Source organism: Halomonas alimentaria (genome assembly GCF_009902005.1).
GTDB lineage: Bacteria > Pseudomonadota > Gammaproteobacteria > Pseudomonadales > Halomonadaceae > Halomonas > Halomonas alimentaria.
Genome location: NZ_WUTT01000001.1, coordinates 223,062 through 240,624 on the forward strand (window position 1 = coordinate 223,062; position 17,563 = coordinate 240,624).

Consider the following 17,563-nt stretch of genomic DNA (forward strand, 5'->3'; position numbering starts at 1 on the left):
ACCCGAAGCGAGACCCCATGACGTCAACGCACTCCCCCGACGCCGGCTCCGATGCCGGCGCTTCTGCCGCCAGCGAGGCCGGCCTGCCGCGCCACGTGGCGATCATCATGGATGGCAACAACCGCTGGGCTAAGGCGCGTGGCCTCTCCGGCGTGCGCGGCCATCACGCCGGCGTCGAGGCGGTGCGCGCCACCATCCGCCGCGCCGCCGAACGCGGCGTCGAGGTCCTGACCCTGTTCGCCTTCTCCAGCGAGAACTGGAAGCGCCCCAGGGCCGAGGTGAGCGCGCTGATGGAGCTGTTCCTGCTGGCGCTCAAGCGCGAGGTGAACAAGCTCCACGCCAACGGTATTCGCCTCACGGTGATCGGTGATCGCAGCGGCTTCTCCGAGGCGATCCAGGCGCATATGGCCCGCGCCGAGGCGAAGACCCGCGACAACACCCGTCTGCACCTGGTGATCGCCGCCAACTACGGCGGCCACTGGGACCTGGCCCGGGCGGCGCGTCGCCTGGGCGAGCGAGTCGCCGCCGGCGAGCTCGCCCCCGAGGCGATCGACGAGGCCGCGCTGGGCGGCGAGCTCAGCCTGGCCGGCGTGGCCCCGGTGGATCTGTGCATCCGTACCAGCGGTGAGCAGCGTATCTCCAACTTCGTGCTCTGGGAGCTGGCCTATGCCGAGCTCCACTTCACGCAGCGCCTGTGGCCCGACTTCGACGCCGACGCCTTCGATGCCGCGCTGGAGGACTTCCGGCGCCGCAAGCGGCGCTTCGGCATGACCGATGACCAGATCGACGAGGCTCAAGGTGCTTAGACAGCGCATCATCACCGCGGCCTGGCTGGCACCGCTGATGCTGGCGGGTCTGTTCGGTCTAGACGGCGGCGCCTTCGCCCTGTTCACCGCGGCCATCGTGCTGCTGGGGGGCTGGGAGTGGACCAACCTGGCTGGCGTCGAGGGGCGTCGCCGACGCCTGGCGCTGGTCGCCGCGCTGGCCGTGGCCATGGCCCTGCTGTGGGCCACCGGCGGCATCCAGGCCGCCTGGCCGCTGTGGCTGGGCCTGGTCGGCTGGGCGCTCAACCTCTACTGGGTCACCCACTATCCCGAGCGCACCGGGCAGTGGTCCTCCGCCGCCAGGCGCCTGGCCATGGGCCTCTGGGTGCTGCTGCCCGCCTGGGTGGGCCTCAATGTGCTGCGCGAGACCGGTGGCATCTGGCTGCTCTTCGTGCTGCTGCTGGTGTGGAGCGCCGATATCGGTGCCTACTTCGCCGGTCGCGCCTTCGGACGCCAGAAACTGGCGCCGCGGGTCAGCCCCGGCAAGAGCTGGGAGGGCGTGCTCGGCGGCATGGTGGCCACCCTGGTACTGGCCCTGGTGTTCGCCATCGGCCAGGGGCTGGTCGCGATCGACGCCGTCCTGCTGGTGCTGACCACCCTGGCGGTGACCCTGGTCTCGGTGCTCGGCGACCTGCTCGAGAGCATGCTCAAGCGCCACCGTGGCATCAAGGATTCCAGCAACCTGCTGCCCGGCCACGGCGGCGTGCTCGACCGCATCGACAGCCTCACCGCGGCGTTGCCGCTGTTCGCCCTGCTTGCACCGGGGGTGATCTAGGATGGCCAGCGATACTGCCCTGCGCCGCCAGGGTGTCACCGTGCTGGGTGCCACCGGCTCCATCGGCACCAGCACCCTGGATGTTGTCGCGCGTCATCCCGAGCGCTACCGGGTCCATGCGCTCACCGCCCACCGCTCCCGCGAACCTCTGCTGGCGCTGTGCCGGCGTCATCGTCCGGCCGTGGCGGTGCTCGAGCGTGAGGCCGATGCCAGCTGGCTGCGCGAGCGCCTGGCCGAGGCCGGCGTTGCCACCGAGGTGCGCAGCGGGGCCGAGGCGCTGGTGGAGGTGGCGGAGGCCCCCGAGGCCGAGGTGGTGATGTCGGCCATCGTGGGTGCCGCGGGCCTGCTGCCGACACTCGCCGCGGTGCGTGCCGGCAAGCGGGTGCTGCTGGCCAACAAGGAGGCCCTGGTGATGTCCGGGGCGCTGTTCATGGAGGCGGTGCCACGCCATGGTGCCACCCTGCTGCCCATCGACTCCGAACATAATGCCATCTACCAGTGTCTACCCGTGGAGCATCGCGGAGGCCTGGCTCGTCACGGGGTGACCCAGCTGCTGCTGACCGCCTCCGGCGGCCCCTTCCGGGGCTGGTCGGCCGAGGCACTGGCCGGGGTCACCCCGGCCCAGGCATGCGCCCACCCCAACTGGAGCATGGGGCAGAAGATCTCGGTGGACAGCGCCACCCTGATGAATAAGGGGCTCGAGCTGATCGAGGCGTGCTGGCTGTTCGATGCCCGCCCCGATCAGGTGCAGGTGGTGGTGCATCCGCAGAGCGTGATTCACTCCATGGCCGCCTACAGCGACGGTTCGGTGATCGCCCAGCTCGGCAACCCGGACATGCGTACGCCCATCGCCTATGGCCTGGCGTGGCCCGAACGCATCGACGCCGGCGTCCAGTCGCTGGACCTCTTTCAGATCGCGCGCCTCGACTTCGAGCCGCCCGATGAGGCCGCCTTTCCCTGCCTGGGCCTGGCGCGGGACGCCATGGCGGCGGGCGGTACGGCGCCGGCGGTGCTCAATGCCGCCAACGAGGTGGCAGTGGCGGCCTTCCTTGCCGGGAGGCTTTCCTTCACCGGTATCGCCGAGCTGGTGGCGAGGGTGCGTGATACCGAGCCGGTGCAGCCGGCCGACGAGCTCGAGGCGATCCTCGATGCCGACACCCGCGCGCGGCGTGCCGCCGAGTGCCACCTGGCACGTCGGTGAGGCGCGTCAGCTTTTACATGAATAGCCATGCTGTCAGGAGGAGAGTGACTTGGGCGTGATCCAGAATATCCTGGCCGTGATCGTGGTACTGGGCCTGCTGATCACCTTCCACGAGTTCGGCCACTTCTGGGTGGCGCGGCGCTGCGGGGTGAAGGTGTTGCGCTTCTCGGTGGGCTTCGGCACGCCGATCTGGTCGCGGGTGGATCGCCACGGCACCGAGTATGCCATCGCCGCCATCCCGTTGGGTGGCTACGTCAAGATGCTCGATGAGCGCGAGGGCGAGGTGCCGCCCGAGGAGCTCGATCGCGCCTTCAATCGCAAGAATGTCTGGCAGCGCATCGCCATCGTTGCCGCCGGCCCCCTGGCCAACTTCCTGCTCGCCCTGGTGGCCTACTGGGCGCTGTTCGTCGCCGGTACGGCAACGGTGGCACCGGTGATCGGTGAGGTGGCGCCGGATTCGCCCGCCGCGCGGGGTGGCCTGGTGGCCGGCCACGAGATCACTGCGGTGCAGGGTGAGGCGGTGCGCTCCTGGGACGAGATCAACCTCAAGCTGGTGGCGGCCATCGGTGAGCGCGAGGCCCTCGCCATCGCCACCCGCGAGGACGCCGCCGCCGAGATACGCCAGCACCAGGTGCCGGTGGAGGACTGGCTGGTGCGCCAGGATCCTCCCCAGCCGCTGCCCAGCCTTGGGGTAACCCCCTGGCGGCCACCGATGCCGGCGGTACTCGGCCAGGTGATGGAGGGCGAGGCTGCTGCCGAGGCGGGACTGGTGGCCGGCGACGAGATCCTCGCGGTGGACGGCGAGCCGGTGGAAGACTGGGTCGCCTTCGTCGATGTCGTGCGCGCTAGCCCCGGGGAGACTCTGGCGCTCGAGGTGCGCCGCGACGGCGATACGCTGACCCTCGCGGTGACGCCCCGTGAGAATATCCTCGAAGAGGGCGTCACCATCGGTTATATCGGCGCCGGGGTGGCGCCGGTGGCGTGGCCCGAGGAGTACCGCCGCGAGATCCGCTATGGACCGGTGGCCGCGGTGGGCGAGGCGTTCGCGCGCACCGGCGAGATGATCACGCTGACCTTCGATGCGGTGCGCAAGATGCTGGTGGGGCTGATCTCGCCCTCCAACCTCTCGGGGCCGATCACCATCGCCCAGATCTCCGGCGACTCCGCCCGCGCCGGGCTGGAGAGCTTCGTCAGCTTCCTGGCCTACCTGTCGATCAGCCTCGGGGTGCTCAACCTGCTGCCGATTCCGGTGCTGGATGGTGGCCACCTGCTCTACTATGCCATGGAGGTGGTGCGAGGTCGGCCAGTCTCGGAGCGCACCCAGGCGATCGGGCTGCGCATCGGCCTGGCGCTGGTGGGCAGCCTGATGCTGATGGCGATCTACTTCGATCTGATGCGGCTCTGGTAGGGAAAGGCAGGCGCAGTGACAGAAACCAAGGGTCTTCAGGCCAGCCCCGAGTGACAAACCATCTGCGATTGCCCAGGTCCCGAGGGCCTCGCCTTGTCAGTTGGCCGTGCAAATGTATAAGGTGCCTGTCTGGACAGGTTTGGCAGATCAACGCGAGCGAATCGACTGCATGAAAATCAAGACCATCGGACTGGCGGCACTGCTGCTTGCCGGGGCCAGTGTGGCCCAGGCGGAACCTTTCGACGTTGCCGACATTCGGGTGGAGGGCCTGCAGCGCATCTCTGCCGCTTCCGTCTTCAACGCCTTTCCTGTCACCGCCCGTGACCGCGTCGACGAGCGTGAGCTCGCCGAGGCGGCCCGTGAGCTCTTCGCCACCGGCCTGTTCGAGGATGTCAGGCTGGCTCGTGAGGGGGATGTGCTGATCATCCAGGTGGTCGAGCGTCCCACCATCAGCCGCCTCAATATCGACGGCAACCGCCAGCTCGACGAGGACCAGTTGCGCCAGGGGCTTCGCGAGGCCGGCCTCGAGGAGGGGCAGGTGCTGCAGCTTTCCACCCTGGAGGAGATCGAGCGCGAGCTCGAGGGCGTCTACCAGGCTCAGGGCCGCTACAGCGCCGACATCGAGACCAGCGTGCGCGAGATCGACGAGGGCCGTGTCCAGGTCGACATCGAGATCGACGAGGGCGCGGTGGCCAAGATTCGCCAGATCAATATCGTCGGCAATCGCGCCTTCGACGACGAGACCCTGCGTGAGGTGTTCGAGCTCAACGATCGGCCGGGGCGCATCTTCGGCTGGTTCTCCAAGGATGAGTACTCCCGGGAAGCCCTCGCCGGTGACCTCGAGCGGCTGCGCTCCTTCTATCTGGATCGCGGCTATGTCAACTTCAACGTCGAGTCGACCCAGGTCTCGATCAGCCCCGACAAGTCCGAGATCTTCGTCACCATCAACGTCAACGAGGGCGCCGAGTATCGGCTCGGCGACGTGCGCTTCGTGGGCGACCTGACGATCAGTGAACGCGAAGCGCGTGAACTGCTGGAGGTCACCCCGGGCGAGACCTTCTCGCGCAGCGACGTCACCGCCTCCACTGAGGCGCTGCGTGCTCGCCTGGGTGCCGACGGCTTCGCCTTCGCCAGCGTCGATGGCATCCCCGAGACCAGCGCCGATGGGGAGACCGTCGACCTGGTGTTCCGGGTCGATCCGGGCCGTCGTGCCTATGTGCGGCGCATCGAGTTCGTCGGTAACACCACCACCATGGACGAGGTGCTGCGGCGCGAGATGACCCAGATGGAGGGCGCACCGGCCTCCACCGATGCCATCAGCCAGTCCCAGCAGCGCCTCGAGCGCCTGGGCTTCTTCAAGCAGGTCGAGGTGGAGACCCAGCCGGTAGCCGGCGAGCCCGACAAGCTCGACGTCACCTACAGCGTCGAGGAGCAGCCCTCCGGCTCCATCTCCGCCAGCATCGGTTTCTCCCAGAGCGCCGGCGTCATCTATGGGGTGGGCCTCTCCCAGAGCAACTTCCTAGGCACCGGCAACCGCGTGAATATCGGCGCCCAGCGCAGCGATACCTTCACCAGCATCAACTTCGGCTTCACTGATCCCTACTGGACCATGGACGGGATCTCCCGGGGCTATAACCTCTACTATCGCGAGTCCGACTACGAGGACTCCGATATCTCCACCTACTCCACCGACGCCTACGGTGCGGGGATCAACTTCGGTTATCCGATCAACGAGATTACCCGCCTGAACTTCGGTACCGCGGTGGAAGACCTGACCATCAAGACCTATAACGACACGGCGTCGGAGATCAAGCGCTATGTCGACGAGCAGGGCGCCGATGCCCAGGCCCTGAAGCTCACCGCCAGCTGGACTCGCAACAACCTCAACCGCGGCATCATGCCCACCGACGGCAGCTACCAGCGCCTGTCGCTGGAGACCGCGGTACCCGGCAGTGACGCCGAATATGCCAAGCTGCGCGCCCAGGCGCGTCAGCTCTTCGCACTGGACGACAACCACGACTGGGCGCTGAAGTTCAGCGGCGAGCTGGGCTATGCCGACACCCTGGGCGGCAACGACCCCTATCCGTTCTACGAGAACTTCTATGCCGGCGGCCTGGGCTCGGTGCGCGGCTTCACCGGCAACACCCTGGGCCAGCCCACCACGCCGTCGGGTAACTCCACCCGCGACCGTACCCTGGGTGGCAACATGCTGGTGCAGGGCAGTGCCGAGCTGATCTTCCCGACGCCCTTCGTGGGTGACCAGCGTACGGTGCAGAGCTCGCTGTTCGTCGACGGCGGCAACACCTTCCTCACCGACTGCTATCCGGTGGAGGATGGTCGTACCTCAAGCTGCAACTCGGGGGTCGACCTCGGTGACCTGCGCTACAGCGTCGGCCTGGGGCTCTCCTGGCTGACCCCGGTGGGGCCGCTGACCTTCAGCGTCGCCGAGCCGCTCAACGACGAAAGTGGCGACGATACCCAGTTCTTCCAGTTCTCCCTCGGCCAGACCTTCTGACCGGGCCTCGACACCCTTGCTACCGGGCCGCCGCCGGCGGCGGCCCCAACAGGAGTCCTACCATGCGCAAGTTGACCGCCGCCTTCGCCCTGCTGCTGATCTCCGCCATCGCCCTGCCAGCCCTGGCCGCCGACGTGGCGGTGCTGGACTGGCGCCGTGCGCTGATGGAAACCGACGCCGCCCAGCGCTCCATGAGCGAGCTGGAGAACCGTGTCGGGAGCCAGCAGCAGCAGGCCCAGGCCCTCGAGCAGGAGCTCAACCAGCTGCAGCAGCGCGCCGACAGCCTCAGCGACAGCGAGCGCCAGCAGGCCAACCAGAAGGTCGCCGAGCTCAATCGCCTGATGGGCGAGGTCATGCAGGCCCGCCAGGAGTCCGAGCAGGCCCTGCTGCAGCGCGCCGAGCCCAAGCTGCAGCAGGCGGTGGAGCAGATCATCGCCCGCCACAGCATCCAGGTACTGGTGGAGCCCCAGGGGGTACTGCACGCCGAGCGCGACCTGCAAAACGTCACCGCCGAGGTGACCGAGATTCTCAATAGCATGCTGTGACTGCGGCGGATCCCTTCCCATGACGCGAAGTGCTATTCCCAAGATGACCCTGGGTGACCTGGCCGAGCGGCTGGGCGCACGCCTGGTCGGCGATGCCGGGCGCCAGGTCGGTGGCCTGGCCACCCTCGGCGAGGCCGGGCCGGACCAGGTGGCCTTCCTGGCCAACCGGGCCTACCTCAAGGACCTGCCCGGGACCCGCGCCGCGGCGGTGCTGCTGCATCCTCAGCACGCGGACAGCTGCCCGGTGGACCGGCTCGAGCTGGACAACCCCTATCTGGGCTATGCCGCGGCGTCGCGGCTGTTCGACTCCCTGGCGGGCCATGATCCGGCCGGCATCCACCCTTCGGCGGTGGTCGATCCCACCGCCACCCTGGGCGAGCGGATCGAGGTGGGCGCCAATGCGGTGATCGAGGCCGGGGCCACCCTGGGCGACGACGTGGTGATCGGGCCCGGCTCGGTGGTCGGTGCCGATACCACCATCGGCGACGGGTCGCGGCTGCATGCCAATGTCACCGTCTACCATGGCGTGATGATCGGCCGGCGGGTGATCCTGCACAGCGGTAGCGTGGTCGGTGGCGACGGCTTCGGCTTCGCCCACGACGGCAGTCGCTGGCACAAGATCGCCCAGCTCGGCGGAGTGGTGCTGGGCGACGATGTGGAGGTGGGCAGCTGCTCGAGCATCGATCGCGGGGCCCTGGGCGATACCCTGATCGGCAACGACGTCAAGATCGACAGCCAGGTGCAGATCGCCCACAACGTGCAGATCGGCGAGCATAGTGCCTTGGCCGGCTGCGTGGGTATCGCCGGCTCCACGAAGGTGGGGCGGCACTGCATGCTGGGTGGTGGCGTGGGCCTGGCTGGCCACCTGACCCTCTGCGATGGCGTCCAGGTGACCGGAATGAGCCTGGTGACCAACTCGATCCACGAGCCGGGCGTCTACTCCTCGGGCACCGGGGCCATGGCCAACGCCCAGTGGCGCAAGAATGCGGTGCGTTTCAAGCAGTTGGATGACATGGCCAAGCGACTCACTCGACTCGAGCGGGCGCGCGGCGCTTGAGGGCCCTGCGGGGGGCGCTATAATCCCCCGCCAGACCGGCATGGTTGCCGGCTCTCGCCTGCCGGGACGGCAGGCATCCCGAGACTTCAGAGGTTGTGACGATGGTAATGGACATCAACGAGATCCGTGAGTATCTGCCCCACCGGTATCCTTTCCTGCTGGTGGACCGGGTCACCGAGCTGGCCCTGGGCGAGACCATCGTTGCCTACAAGAACGTCAGCATCAACGAACCCTTCTTCAATGGTCACTTTCCCCATCACCCGATCATGCCCGGGGTGCTGGTGATCGAGGCGCTGGCCCAGGCCTGTGGCATCCTCGGCTTCAAGACCGTCAACAAGCTGCCCGCCGACGGCTACGTCTACTACCTGGTGGGCAGCGACAACGTGCGCTTCAAGCGCCCGGTCATGCCCGGCGACCGGCTCGACCTGCGTGCCGACGTGGTGCGCGAGAAGCGCGGCATCTGGAAGTTTGCCTGCAAGGCCAGCGTGGCCGGCGAGGTGGCCTGCGAGGCCGAGATCATCTGCGCCGAGAGGAAGGTCGCTTGATTCATCCCACCGCCCTCATCGACCCTGCCGCACGGCTGGCCGACGACGTCGAGGTCGGCCCCTTCACGGTGGTCGGTCCCGACGTGGAGATCGGCCCCGGCTCGCGCATCGGTCCCCATGTGGTGATCAAGGGGCCGACGGTACTCGGCGCCCGTACGCGCATCTTCCAGTTCGCCTCGGTGGGCGAGGACTGCCAGGACAAGAAGTATGCCGGCGAGCCGACCCGCCTGGTGATGGGGGATGACAACGTGGTCCGCGAAGGCGTCACCCTGCACCGCGGCACCGTCCAGGATCGTGGCGAGACCACCATCGGCTCGCGCAACCTGTTCATGGCCTATGTGCATGTGGGCCACGACTGCGTGATCGGCAACGACTGCATCCTGGCCAACCAGGTGACCCTGGCCGGCCACGTCAAGATGGGTGACTTCGCGATCCTCGGCGGCCTCTCCGCCGTGCACCAGTTCTGCCACTTCGGCACCCATGCCATGGCCGGTGGTGGCTCCATCATCACTAAGGACACCCCGGCCTACGTGATGATCAACGGCAACCCCGCCCAGGTCCACGGCCTCAACCTGGTGGGGCTCAAGCGCCGCGGCTTCTCCCGTGATGCCCTCAAGGCGCTGGGTGAGGCCTACAAGCTGGTCTATCGCCAGGGGCTCACCGTCGAGCAGGCGCTGGCCGAGATCCGCAGCCGCTTCGCGCTGGTCGAGACCGAGGCCTTTGCCGCCTCCATCGAGGCCTCGACCCGCGGCATCATCCGCTAGCCATGCCGGCCGACGAGCGCGTCGCCGTGCAGCGCATCTACCTGGTGGCCGGCGAGCTTTCCGGGGATATCCTCGGCGCCAGCCTGATGCGTGCGCTCAAGTCTCGTCATCCCGGCGTCGAGTTCCGCGGCATCGGCGGGCCGCGCATGATCCAGGAGGGCATCGACAGCCGCTTTCCCCTGGAGACCCTCTCGGTGATGGGGCTGGTCGAGGTTCTCCGCCACCTGCCACGGCTGGTCGGCGTGCGCCGCGAGCTCAGGCGCGATGCGCTGGCCTGGCGACCCGATATCGTGATCGGCATCGACGCCCCTGACTTCAACCTCGGTCTCGAGCGCCAGCTGCGCGAGGCCGGGCTGACCACCGCCCACTACGTCAGCCCCTCCGTGTGGGCCTGGCGCCAGGGGCGGGTCAAGGGCATCGCCCGCTCCGTCGATGCCATGCTCACCTTCCTGCCCTTCGAGGCGGCCTTCTACGCGCGGCACCGCGTTCCCGTGGCCTTCGTCGGCCACCCGCTGGCCGATGAGCTGCCGCTGGAGAACGACCGCGGCGCGGCCCGCGCCGAGCTGGGGCTGCCCGAGGCGGGCGAGGTGCTTGCCGTGCTGCCCGGTTCACGGGCCAGCGAGATCCGCTTTCTGGGCGAGACCTTCCTGGCCGCCGCCGAGCGGCTGTGTGCCGCGCGACCGGAGCTCTCGGTGGTGATCCCGGCGGCCACGCCGGAACGGCGCGGCGAACTCGAGGCGTTGCTCGCCACCTGCCCGGCCCTCGCCGAACGCCTGACCCTGCTCGACGGCGGGGCCCGGGAGGCCATGGTGGCCGCGGATGCCGTGCTGCTCGCCTCGGGCACCGCGGCGCTGGAGGCGATGCTCTGCCATCGCCCCATGCTGGTCGCCTACCGCATGGCACCGGCTACCCACTGGCTGGCGAAGCGGCTGGTCAAGACCGAGTGGATCTCGCTGCCCAACCTGATCGCCCGGGAGAGCCTGGTACCGGAGCTGATTCAGGAGGCGGCCAGCCCCGAGGCGATCGCCGCTCGTCTCGGCGAGATGCTCGACGACGCCGACGGCCGTGCGGCGCTGGAGGCGCGCTTCGCCCGGATGCATGCCGGCCTGCAGCGCGACGCCAGCCGCCGCGCGGCGGAGGCCATTGAGGCCCTGGTCGCGGGCCGTCCGCTGCCGGCCAGCGTCGCCCCCGAGCGCGCCGCAGAGGTAGCGCCTTGACCTCGAAGCGGGCAAGGGCGGCGGGCGCGACGCTCGGCGGTGGCCTGCCGCCGCTGGTGGTCGACTACAGCGGCGAGCGGCTGGCCGGCGTTGACGAGGTGGGCCGTGGCCCGCTGGTGGGCAGTGTCGTGGCCGCCGCGGTGATCCTCGACCCGTCCCGGCCGATCCCGGGGCTCGGCGACTCCAAGACCCTGAGCCCCACGCGCCGCGAGGCGCTGGACGCCGAGATACGCGACAGGGCGCTGGCCTTCGCCGTGGCCGAGGCGAGTCCGGCGGAGGTGGACGAACTCAATATCTTCCACGCGACGCACCTGGCCATGCGCCGCGCCATCGACGGCCTGGAACCGGCGGCCGAGTACCTGCTGGTGGACGGCAATCGCCTGCCCGGGCATCATGTGCCCGGCCAGGCGGTGGTCAAGGGCGACGCCCGCCACCCGGCCATCGCCGCGGCCTCGATACTGGCCAAGGTGGCCCGGGATGCCCAGATGCGGGTTCTCGACGCCCGCCATCCCGATTACGGCTTCGCCCGCCACAAGGGCTACCCGACCCGCGAGCACCTGGCCGCCCTGGAACGCCTGGGGCCGCTTCCCGAGCACCGCCGCTCCTTCGGCCCGGTCAGGCGCCAGCTGGCGCTGTTCTGATATTTCTCAAGCCCGAGCCCTCTATGACAACGCCCTTCGTCCATCTGCGCGTCCATACCGAATACTCCCTGGTCGACGGCCTGCTGCGCCTCAAGCCGCTGGTCAAGCAGGCGGCGGGGCTGGGCATGCCGGCACTGGCCGTCACCGACGAGGCCAACCTCTTCGGCCTGGTCAAGTTCTACAAGGCCGCCCAGGGCGCGGGGATCAAGCCAATCATCGGCGCCGACCTGTGGCTGACCAATCCCCAGGACGAGGCGCATCCCTACCGGGTGACCCTGCTGGCCATGAACGAGGTGGGCTATCGTCACCTGACCGAGCTCATCTCCCGAGGCTGGATGGAGGGGCAGCGCCTGGGCCAGGCGCTGCTCCAGCGCGACTGGGTGCTGGAGCGCAGCGAGGGACTGATCGCTCTCTCCGGCGGTCGCGACGGCGAGGTGGGGCGTCACCTGCTCGGCGACCATCCCGGCGAGGCCCGGGAGATCCTGGCGCAGTGGAATGCCGCCTTCCCCGGCCGCTTCTACCTGGAGCTGACGCGTACCGGTCGCCCCTTGGAGGAGGAGTGCCTGCACCTCTCGGTGGAGCTGGCCGCCGAGACCGGCACCCCGGTGGTGGCCACCAACGATGTGCGCTTCCTCGAGAAGGAGGACTTCTGGGCCCACGAGACCCGAGTGGCCATCGGCGAGGGCAAGGCGCTGGACGACCGGCGCCGCGAGAAGAAGTATACCGAGGAGCAGTACCTCAAGAGCCCCGAGGAGATGGCAGAGCTGTTCGCCGACGTCCCCGAGGCGCTGACCAACAGTGTGATGATCGCCGCGCGCTGCAGCGTCGAGGTGCGCCTGGGCGAGATCTTCCTGCCCGAGTTCGAGATCCCCGAGGGCCTGACCCGGGACGAGTACTTCCGCAAGGTCTCCCACGACGGCCTCACCGAGCGCCTCGACTTCCTGTTTCCGCCCGAGCAGTACCCCCGGGACGGCACCGAGTACGCCGAGATCGACGCCCGCTATCGAAAGCGCCTCGACTTCGAGCTCGACATCATCATCCAGATGGGTTTCCCCGGCTACTTCCTGATCGTGATGGACTTCATCCAGTGGGCCAAGGACAACGATGTGCCGGTGGGGCCTGGCCGCGGCTCCGGTGCCGGCTCGCTGGTTGCCTATGCCCAGAAGATCACCGACCTCGACCCCATCGGCTACGACCTGCTGTTCGAGCGCTTCCTCAACCCCGAGCGGGTCTCGATGCCCGACTTCGACGTCGACTTCTGCATGGAGAAGCGCGACCGGGTGATCGACTACGTCGCCGACCGCTACGGGCGTGACGCGGTCTCCCAGATCGTCACCTTCGGCACCATGGCCGCCAAGGCGGTGGTGCGCGACGTGGCCAGGGCCCAGGGCAAGCCCTACTCGCTGGGCGACAAGCTCTCCAAGCTGATCCCCTTCGAGGTGGGGATGACACTCGGCAAGGCCATCGAGGCGGAGCCTGCGCTCAAGGAGTTCCTCGACAATGACGAGGAGGCCGCCGAGATCTGGGAGATGGCGCTCAAGCTCGAGGGCATCACCCGCGGCACCGGCAAGCACGCCGGCGGCGTGGTGATCGCGCCGACGAAGCTCACCGACTTCTCGCCGCTGCTCTGCGATGAGGACGGCAACGGCCTGGTGGTGCAGTTCGACAAGAACGACATCGAGGATGCCGGCCTGGTCAAGTTCGACTTCCTGGGTCTGCGCACCCTGACCATCATCGACTGGGCGCTGGAGATGGTCGACAAGGTGCGCGCCGTGGGCGGCGAGGGGCCGCTGGATATCGACACCATCCCGCTGGACGACGCTCCCACATTCGAGATGCTCAAGCGCGCCGAGACCACGGCGGTGTTCCAGCTCGAATCCCGCGGCATGAAGGAGCTGATCAAGCGCCTGCTGCCCGATTCGCTGGAGGACATGATCGCCCTGGTGGCGCTGTTCCGCCCGGGCCCCCTGCAGTCGGGCATGGTCGATGACTTCATCAACCGCAAGCATGGCCGGGCGGAGATCTCCTATCCCCACCCGGACTACCAGCACGAGCTGCTCGAGCCGGTGTTGGCCCCCACCTACGGCATCATCCTCTATCAGGAGCAGGTGATGCAGATCGCCCAGGTGATGGCCGGCTACAGCCTGGGCCAGGCCGACATGCTGCGCCGCGCCATGGGCAAGAAGAAGCCCGAGGAGATGGCCAAGCAGCGCGCCGGCTTCCTGGAGGGGTGTGAAGCCAACGGCATCGATGCCGATCTTGCCGGCAACATCTTCGACCTGGTGGAGAAGTTCGCCGGCTATGGCTTCAACAAATCGCACTCGGCGGCCTATGCGCTGGTGTCGTATCAAACGGCTTGGTTAAAAGCTCATTATCCTGGCCCCTTTATGGCGGCGGTGATGTCCACCGAGATGGACAACCTCGACAAGGTAGTGCCGCTGATCGAGGAGTGTCGCAACCTAGGCCTCACGGTGACCCCGCCGGACGTCAACGTCGGCGGCTACAAGTTCAGCGTCGACGACCAGGCCCGAGTCGTGTATGGCCTGGGGGCGATCCGCGGGGTGGGCGAGGGGCCCATCGGCGCCATCGTCGAGGCACGCGAGGCCGATGGCCCCTTCGCGGACCTGTTCGACTTCTGTCGCCGGGTCGATCCCAGGCGCATGAACAAGCGCACCCTGGAGGCGCTGATCCGCTCCGGGGCCCTGGACACCCTGGGTCCCAATCGCGCGGTGCTCAGCGCGGCCCTGGACGACGCCCTCAAGGCCGCCGCCCAGAACCAGACCAACCAGAACCTGGGCATGGTCGACATGTTCGGCGAGGCCTTCGCCGCTCCGGACGAGGGCGAGGGTGGCGGCGACGCTTACGCCGATTACCTGCGGGTGCGCGAGTGGAGCGACAAGGAGCGCCTGGCCGGCGAGAAGGACACCCTGGGGCTCTACCTCACCGGTCACCCCATCGACGAGTACGAGAAGGAGCTGGAGCGCTTCGTCTCCACACGCATCGCCGACCTCAAGCCCTCCCGGGAGCCCCAGCGGGTCGCCGGCCTGGTGGTGGGGGTGAGGACCATGAAGTCCAAGCGTGGCGACACCATGGCCTTCCTCACCCTGGACGACCGCACCGGGCGCATCGAGGCGTCGCTGTTCGGCGAGCTCTTCGACCAGATGCGCGGCCAGCTGGAGGCCGACCAGGTGCTGATCGTCGAGGGCGAGGTCTCCAGCGACGACTACTCCGGCGGCCTGCGCCTGCGTGGCAAGGAGGTGACCCCCATGGTCGCCGCGCGCACCCGCTATGGCCAGGCGGTGGAGCTCTCCCTGGACGGGGCGGCGGTCAACGGCCGCCTGGTCGACTCGCTGCGCGAGAGCCTGGAGCCCCACCGTAACGCCGAGGGCCTGCCGGTGCGCCTGCGCTATCGCAATGCCGAAGCCACCGGTTGGCTGGAGCTGGCCGAGGAGTGGAAGGTGGCCCCTACCGATGAGCTGCTTATCGGCCTGCGCGAGGTGCAGGGCCAGGACGGGGTAAGGCTGAAGTATCGGTAACCAGGCTATGGGCTTCGGCCTGCGTGCCGTGGTGCGGAGCATGCCAGCGAGGGGCGCCGGGGGAAGGCCGAAGAGGAGGTCCTACGCCAGGGAGGGCGTCGGTAGCGCCCAGGGAGGGGTTCACAGCGCCTCCTCGAAGGCCTTCCCCCGGATCAGCCCGAGCGGTCTCCGGCAGTAAAGATGCCGCCTTGCGTGGCGCGTTGAGGGTGCGATAATGCCCCTCACTCTTTTTCATGCCGTCCTGGACCCCAGCTGGTCGGTCGGTGGCAGACGATGACAAGGCGGCTTGCCCATGAATCCCAACTATCTCGACTTCGAACAGCCCATCGCCGAACTCCAGGCCAAGATCGAGGAGCTGCGGCTGGTCGGCAACGACAGCCAGGTCAATCTCAGTGACGAGATCGGTCGCCTCGAGGAGAAGAGCCGCAAGCTCACCGAGTCGATCTTCAAGGACCTTACCCCCTGGCAGGTCTCGCAGCTCTCCCGGCACCCCCAGCGCCCCTACACCCTGGACTACCTGGAGCACGTCTTCAGCGACTTCGACGAACTCCACGGCGATCGACGCTTCGCCGATGACGCCGCCATCGTCGGCGGCGTGGCACGCCTCGATGATCGACCGGTCATGGTGATCGGCCACCAGAAGGGACGCGATGTCCACGAGAAGGTGCGGCGCAACTTCGGCATGCCGCGCCCGGAGGGTTACCGCAAGGCGTGCCGCCTGATGGAGATGGCCGAGCGCTTCCGGATGCCGGTGCTCACCTTCATCGACACGCCCGGCGCCTATCCCGGCATCGATGCCGAGGAGCGCGGCCAGTCCGAGGCCATCGCCTACAACCTGGGTGTCATGTCGCGGCTGCGCACGCCGATCCTGGCCACCGTGGTGGGCGAGGGCGGCTCCGGTGGGGCGCTGGCGATCGGTGTGTGCGACGAACTGGCCATGCTGCAGTACTCCACCTACTCGGTGATCTCGCCGGAGGGCTGCGCCTCCATCCTGTGGAAGAGCGCCGAGAAGGCGCCCGATGCCGCCCAGGCCATGGGCATCACCGCCGAGCGCCTCAAGGAGCTGGGGCTGGTCGACACCCTGATCCCGGAACCCCTGGGTGGGGCCCACCGCCAGCCGGTACAGACCGCCGAGCGAGTCAAGGAGGCGCTGCTGGCCAGCCTCGAGCGCCTCGACGTGATGGACACCGATGCCCTGCTGGAGCGGCGTTACCAGCGGCTGATGAGCTATGGTGCACCGGCCTGAGGAGCTGCCCCTCCAGTCCCTGATCGACGACGCCCTGGCGCAGACCCCGCCGGGGCGTCGAGTATGGGTCGCCCTCTCCGGCGGCCTCGACTCCACCCTGCTGCTGACCCTGGCCGCCGCGGCGGCCCGCCGAATCCCCCGCCCGCTGCGCGCCATTCACGTCAACCATGGCCTGCAACAGGCCGCCGCCGACTTCGAGGCCCATTGCCGGACGCTCTGCAGCCGCCTGGGGGTACCGCTGAGTGTCGAGCACGTCTGCGTCGACCCGACCAACGGCCAGGGCCTGGAGGGTGCCGCCCGGGAGGCGCGTTATGCCGCCTTTGCCCGCTGCGTGGCGGAGGGCGAGAGCCTGTGGCTTGCCCAGCACCGCGACGATCAGGCCGAGACCCTGCTGCTCGCTGCCCTGCGGGGAAGTGGCGTGCGGGGGCTGGCGGGCATGCCGATGGGCCGTGACTGGCAGCGGCGTCGGCTGCAGCGACCGCTGCTGGGCATCTCACGGGCGGAACTCGAGGCCGAGGCGGCCCACTGCGGCCTCGCCTGGACGGAGGACCCCAGCAATGCCGTGTCCGACCAGGACCGCAACTACCTGCGCCACGCAATCCTGCCGCGGCTCGCCGAGCGCTGGCCCCATGCCGCCGGGGCCTTGGCCCGCAGTGCGGCACTCTGTGCCGAGGCCGATGGCCTGTTGGCAGAGCTGGCAAAGCTCGACCTGGAGGAGCTGGGCGGTGCCCCGGGGCGCCTGCCCCGCGACGGCCTGTCCCGGCTCTCGGCGCCTCGCCGTCGGCTGCTGATACGCCACTGCTGCGAGCGGCTGGGCCTGGCGTTGCCACCGGCGAGGCGCCTGGAGAGCCTGCTGGCCCAGCTGGAAGCCCGGGAGGATGCCGAGACCCGGGTGGCCTGGCCCGGCGGCGAGGCGCGGGTATGGCGCGGTCATCTCTACCTGCTGGCGCCGGTACTGGCACTGCCGACGGCGTGGCAGCTCGCCTGGGATGGATGCTCGCCGCTTGTCACGCCCTATGGCAGCTGCCGGGTCGAGCTGGCGGGACCGCCGGACGGGGAGGGGGACCTGCGGGCGATGGCGCGCCGCGGCGGCGAACGTCTGCGCCTGGCCCGGCGCGGACGCCGTGATCTCAAGCGGCTGCTTCAGGAGCTGGGGGTGCCACCCTGGGTGCGAGGGCGGCTGGTGGTGATCCGGGCGGGAGAGGTGCCGGTAGCGGTGCTCGACCCGGGTGCCGGTCAGTGGCTGGTGCTTGCCGAAGGCTGGCGAGGGACGCACTGAGGCACCCGGG

The 17,563-nt window shown here is 68.7% G+C and carries 14 protein-coding genes; all 14 read left to right on the forward strand.

From position 1 onward, the window contains the following. Positions 1 to 17 precede the first annotated feature (17 nt). The gene (uppS, locus tag GRB96_RS01095; RefSeq protein ID WP_161430055.1) at positions 18 to 806 is read left to right on the forward strand and encodes a polyprenyl diphosphate synthase; all 789 of its coding nucleotides are present in this window, start codon (positions 18 to 20) and stop codon (positions 804 to 806) included. Then, positions 799 to 1,599 (forward strand): phosphatidate cytidylyltransferase, encoded by an 801-nt coding sequence (locus tag GRB96_RS01100; protein WP_161430056.1) that lies wholly within the window; start codon positions 799 to 801, stop codon positions 1,597 to 1,599. The genes uppS and GRB96_RS01100 overlap by 8 nt, the downstream gene beginning before the upstream one ends. A 1-nt stretch (position 1,600) precedes the next feature. Next, the gene (gene ispC, locus GRB96_RS01105; RefSeq protein WP_161430057.1) at positions 1,601 to 2,800 is read left to right on the forward strand and encodes a 1-deoxy-D-xylulose-5-phosphate reductoisomerase; all 1,200 of its coding nucleotides are present in this window, start codon (positions 1,601 to 1,603) and stop codon (positions 2,798 to 2,800) included. 49 nt (positions 2,801 to 2,849) lie between these two features. After that, positions 2,850 to 4,208 (forward strand): sigma E protease regulator RseP, encoded by a 1,359-nt coding sequence (gene rseP, locus GRB96_RS01110; protein ID WP_161430058.1) that lies wholly within the window; start codon positions 2,850 to 2,852, stop codon positions 4,206 to 4,208. A 169-nt stretch (positions 4,209 to 4,377) separates the two neighbouring features. Continuing rightward, positions 4,378 to 6,723 (forward strand): outer membrane protein assembly factor BamA, encoded by a 2,346-nt coding sequence (gene bamA / locus GRB96_RS01115; protein WP_240894108.1) that lies wholly within the window; start codon positions 4,378 to 4,380, stop codon positions 6,721 to 6,723. 62 nt (positions 6,724 to 6,785) lie between these two features. Next, positions 6,786 to 7,268, forward strand: a complete 483-nt coding sequence (locus tag GRB96_RS01120) for an OmpH/Skp family outer membrane protein (RefSeq protein WP_161430059.1) — start codon at positions 6,786 to 6,788, stop codon at positions 7,266 to 7,268. A 19-nt stretch (positions 7,269 to 7,287) separates the two neighbouring features. Continuing rightward, on the forward strand, positions 7,288 to 8,325 hold the full coding sequence (gene lpxD, locus GRB96_RS01125; RefSeq protein WP_161430060.1) for a UDP-3-O-(3-hydroxymyristoyl)glucosamine N-acyltransferase: 1,038 nt from the start codon (positions 7,288 to 7,290) through the stop codon (positions 8,323 to 8,325). 101 nt (positions 8,326 to 8,426) lie between these two features. Continuing rightward, positions 8,427 to 8,870: a 3-hydroxyacyl-ACP dehydratase FabZ gene (gene fabZ, locus GRB96_RS01130; protein WP_161430061.1), complete on the forward strand. Its 444-nt coding sequence runs from the start codon at positions 8,427 to 8,429 to the stop codon at positions 8,868 to 8,870. Beyond that, positions 8,867 to 9,634, forward strand: a complete 768-nt coding sequence (gene lpxA / locus GRB96_RS01135; RefSeq protein WP_161430062.1) for an acyl-ACP--UDP-N-acetylglucosamine O-acyltransferase — start codon at positions 8,867 to 8,869, stop codon at positions 9,632 to 9,634. The genes fabZ and lpxA overlap by 4 nt, the downstream gene beginning before the upstream one ends. Before the next feature lie 2 nt (positions 9,635 to 9,636). Further along, a complete protein-coding gene (gene lpxB / locus GRB96_RS01140; RefSeq protein WP_161430063.1) occupies positions 9,637 to 10,851 on the forward strand; it encodes a lipid-A-disaccharide synthase in 1,215 nt (404 codons plus the stop codon). Beyond that, positions 10,848 to 11,492, forward strand: a complete 645-nt coding sequence (gene rnhB / locus GRB96_RS01145; protein ID WP_240894109.1) for a ribonuclease HII — start codon at positions 10,848 to 10,850, stop codon at positions 11,490 to 11,492. Before lpxB ends, rnhB begins: the two co-directional genes overlap by 4 nt. A gap of 23 nt (positions 11,493 to 11,515) precedes the next feature. Continuing rightward, a complete protein-coding gene (gene dnaE / locus GRB96_RS01150) occupies positions 11,516 to 15,028 on the forward strand; it encodes a DNA polymerase III subunit alpha (RefSeq protein WP_161430064.1) in 3,513 nt (1,170 codons plus the stop codon). Positions 15,029 to 15,320: 292 nt separating this feature from the next. Next, complete coding sequence (accA, locus tag GRB96_RS01155; protein WP_161430065.1) at positions 15,321 to 16,274, forward strand: acetyl-CoA carboxylase carboxyl transferase subunit alpha; 954 nt, start codon at positions 15,321 to 15,323, stop codon at positions 16,272 to 16,274. Further along, positions 16,258 to 17,553 (forward strand): tRNA lysidine(34) synthetase TilS, encoded by a 1,296-nt coding sequence (gene tilS, locus GRB96_RS01160; protein ID WP_161430066.1) that lies wholly within the window; start codon positions 16,258 to 16,260, stop codon positions 17,551 to 17,553. The genes accA and tilS overlap by 17 nt, the downstream gene beginning before the upstream one ends. The last annotated feature ends 10 nt before the right edge of the window (positions 17,554 to 17,563 follow it).

Bases quoted from the DNA above. Each gene is read 5' to 3' on its own strand.
- uppS (WP_161430055.1), top strand. From the start codon at position 18: ATGACGTCAACGCACTCCCCCGACGCCGGCTCCGATGCCGGCGCTTCT.
- ispC (WP_161430057.1), top strand. From the start codon at position 1,601: ATGGCCAGCGATACTGCCCTGCGCCGCCAGGGTGTCACCGTGCTGGGT.
- bamA (WP_240894108.1), top strand. From the start codon at position 4,378: ATGAAAATCAAGACCATCGGACTGGCGGCACTGCTGCTTGCCGGGGCC.
- GRB96_RS01120 (WP_161430059.1), top strand. From the start codon at position 6,786: ATGCGCAAGTTGACCGCCGCCTTCGCCCTGCTGCTGATCTCCGCCATC.
- lpxD (WP_161430060.1), top strand. From the start codon at position 7,288: ATGACGCGAAGTGCTATTCCCAAGATGACCCTGGGTGACCTGGCCGAG.
- fabZ (WP_161430061.1), top strand. From the start codon at position 8,427: ATGGTAATGGACATCAACGAGATCCGTGAGTATCTGCCCCACCGGTAT.
- lpxB (WP_161430063.1), top strand. From the start codon at position 9,637: ATGCCGGCCGACGAGCGCGTCGCCGTGCAGCGCATCTACCTGGTGGCC.
- dnaE (WP_161430064.1), top strand. From the start codon at position 11,516: ATGACAACGCCCTTCGTCCATCTGCGCGTCCATACCGAATACTCCCTG.
- accA (WP_161430065.1), top strand. From the start codon at position 15,321: ATGAATCCCAACTATCTCGACTTCGAACAGCCCATCGCCGAACTCCAG.
- tilS (WP_161430066.1), top strand. From the start codon at position 16,258: ATGGTGCACCGGCCTGAGGAGCTGCCCCTCCAGTCCCTGATCGACGAC.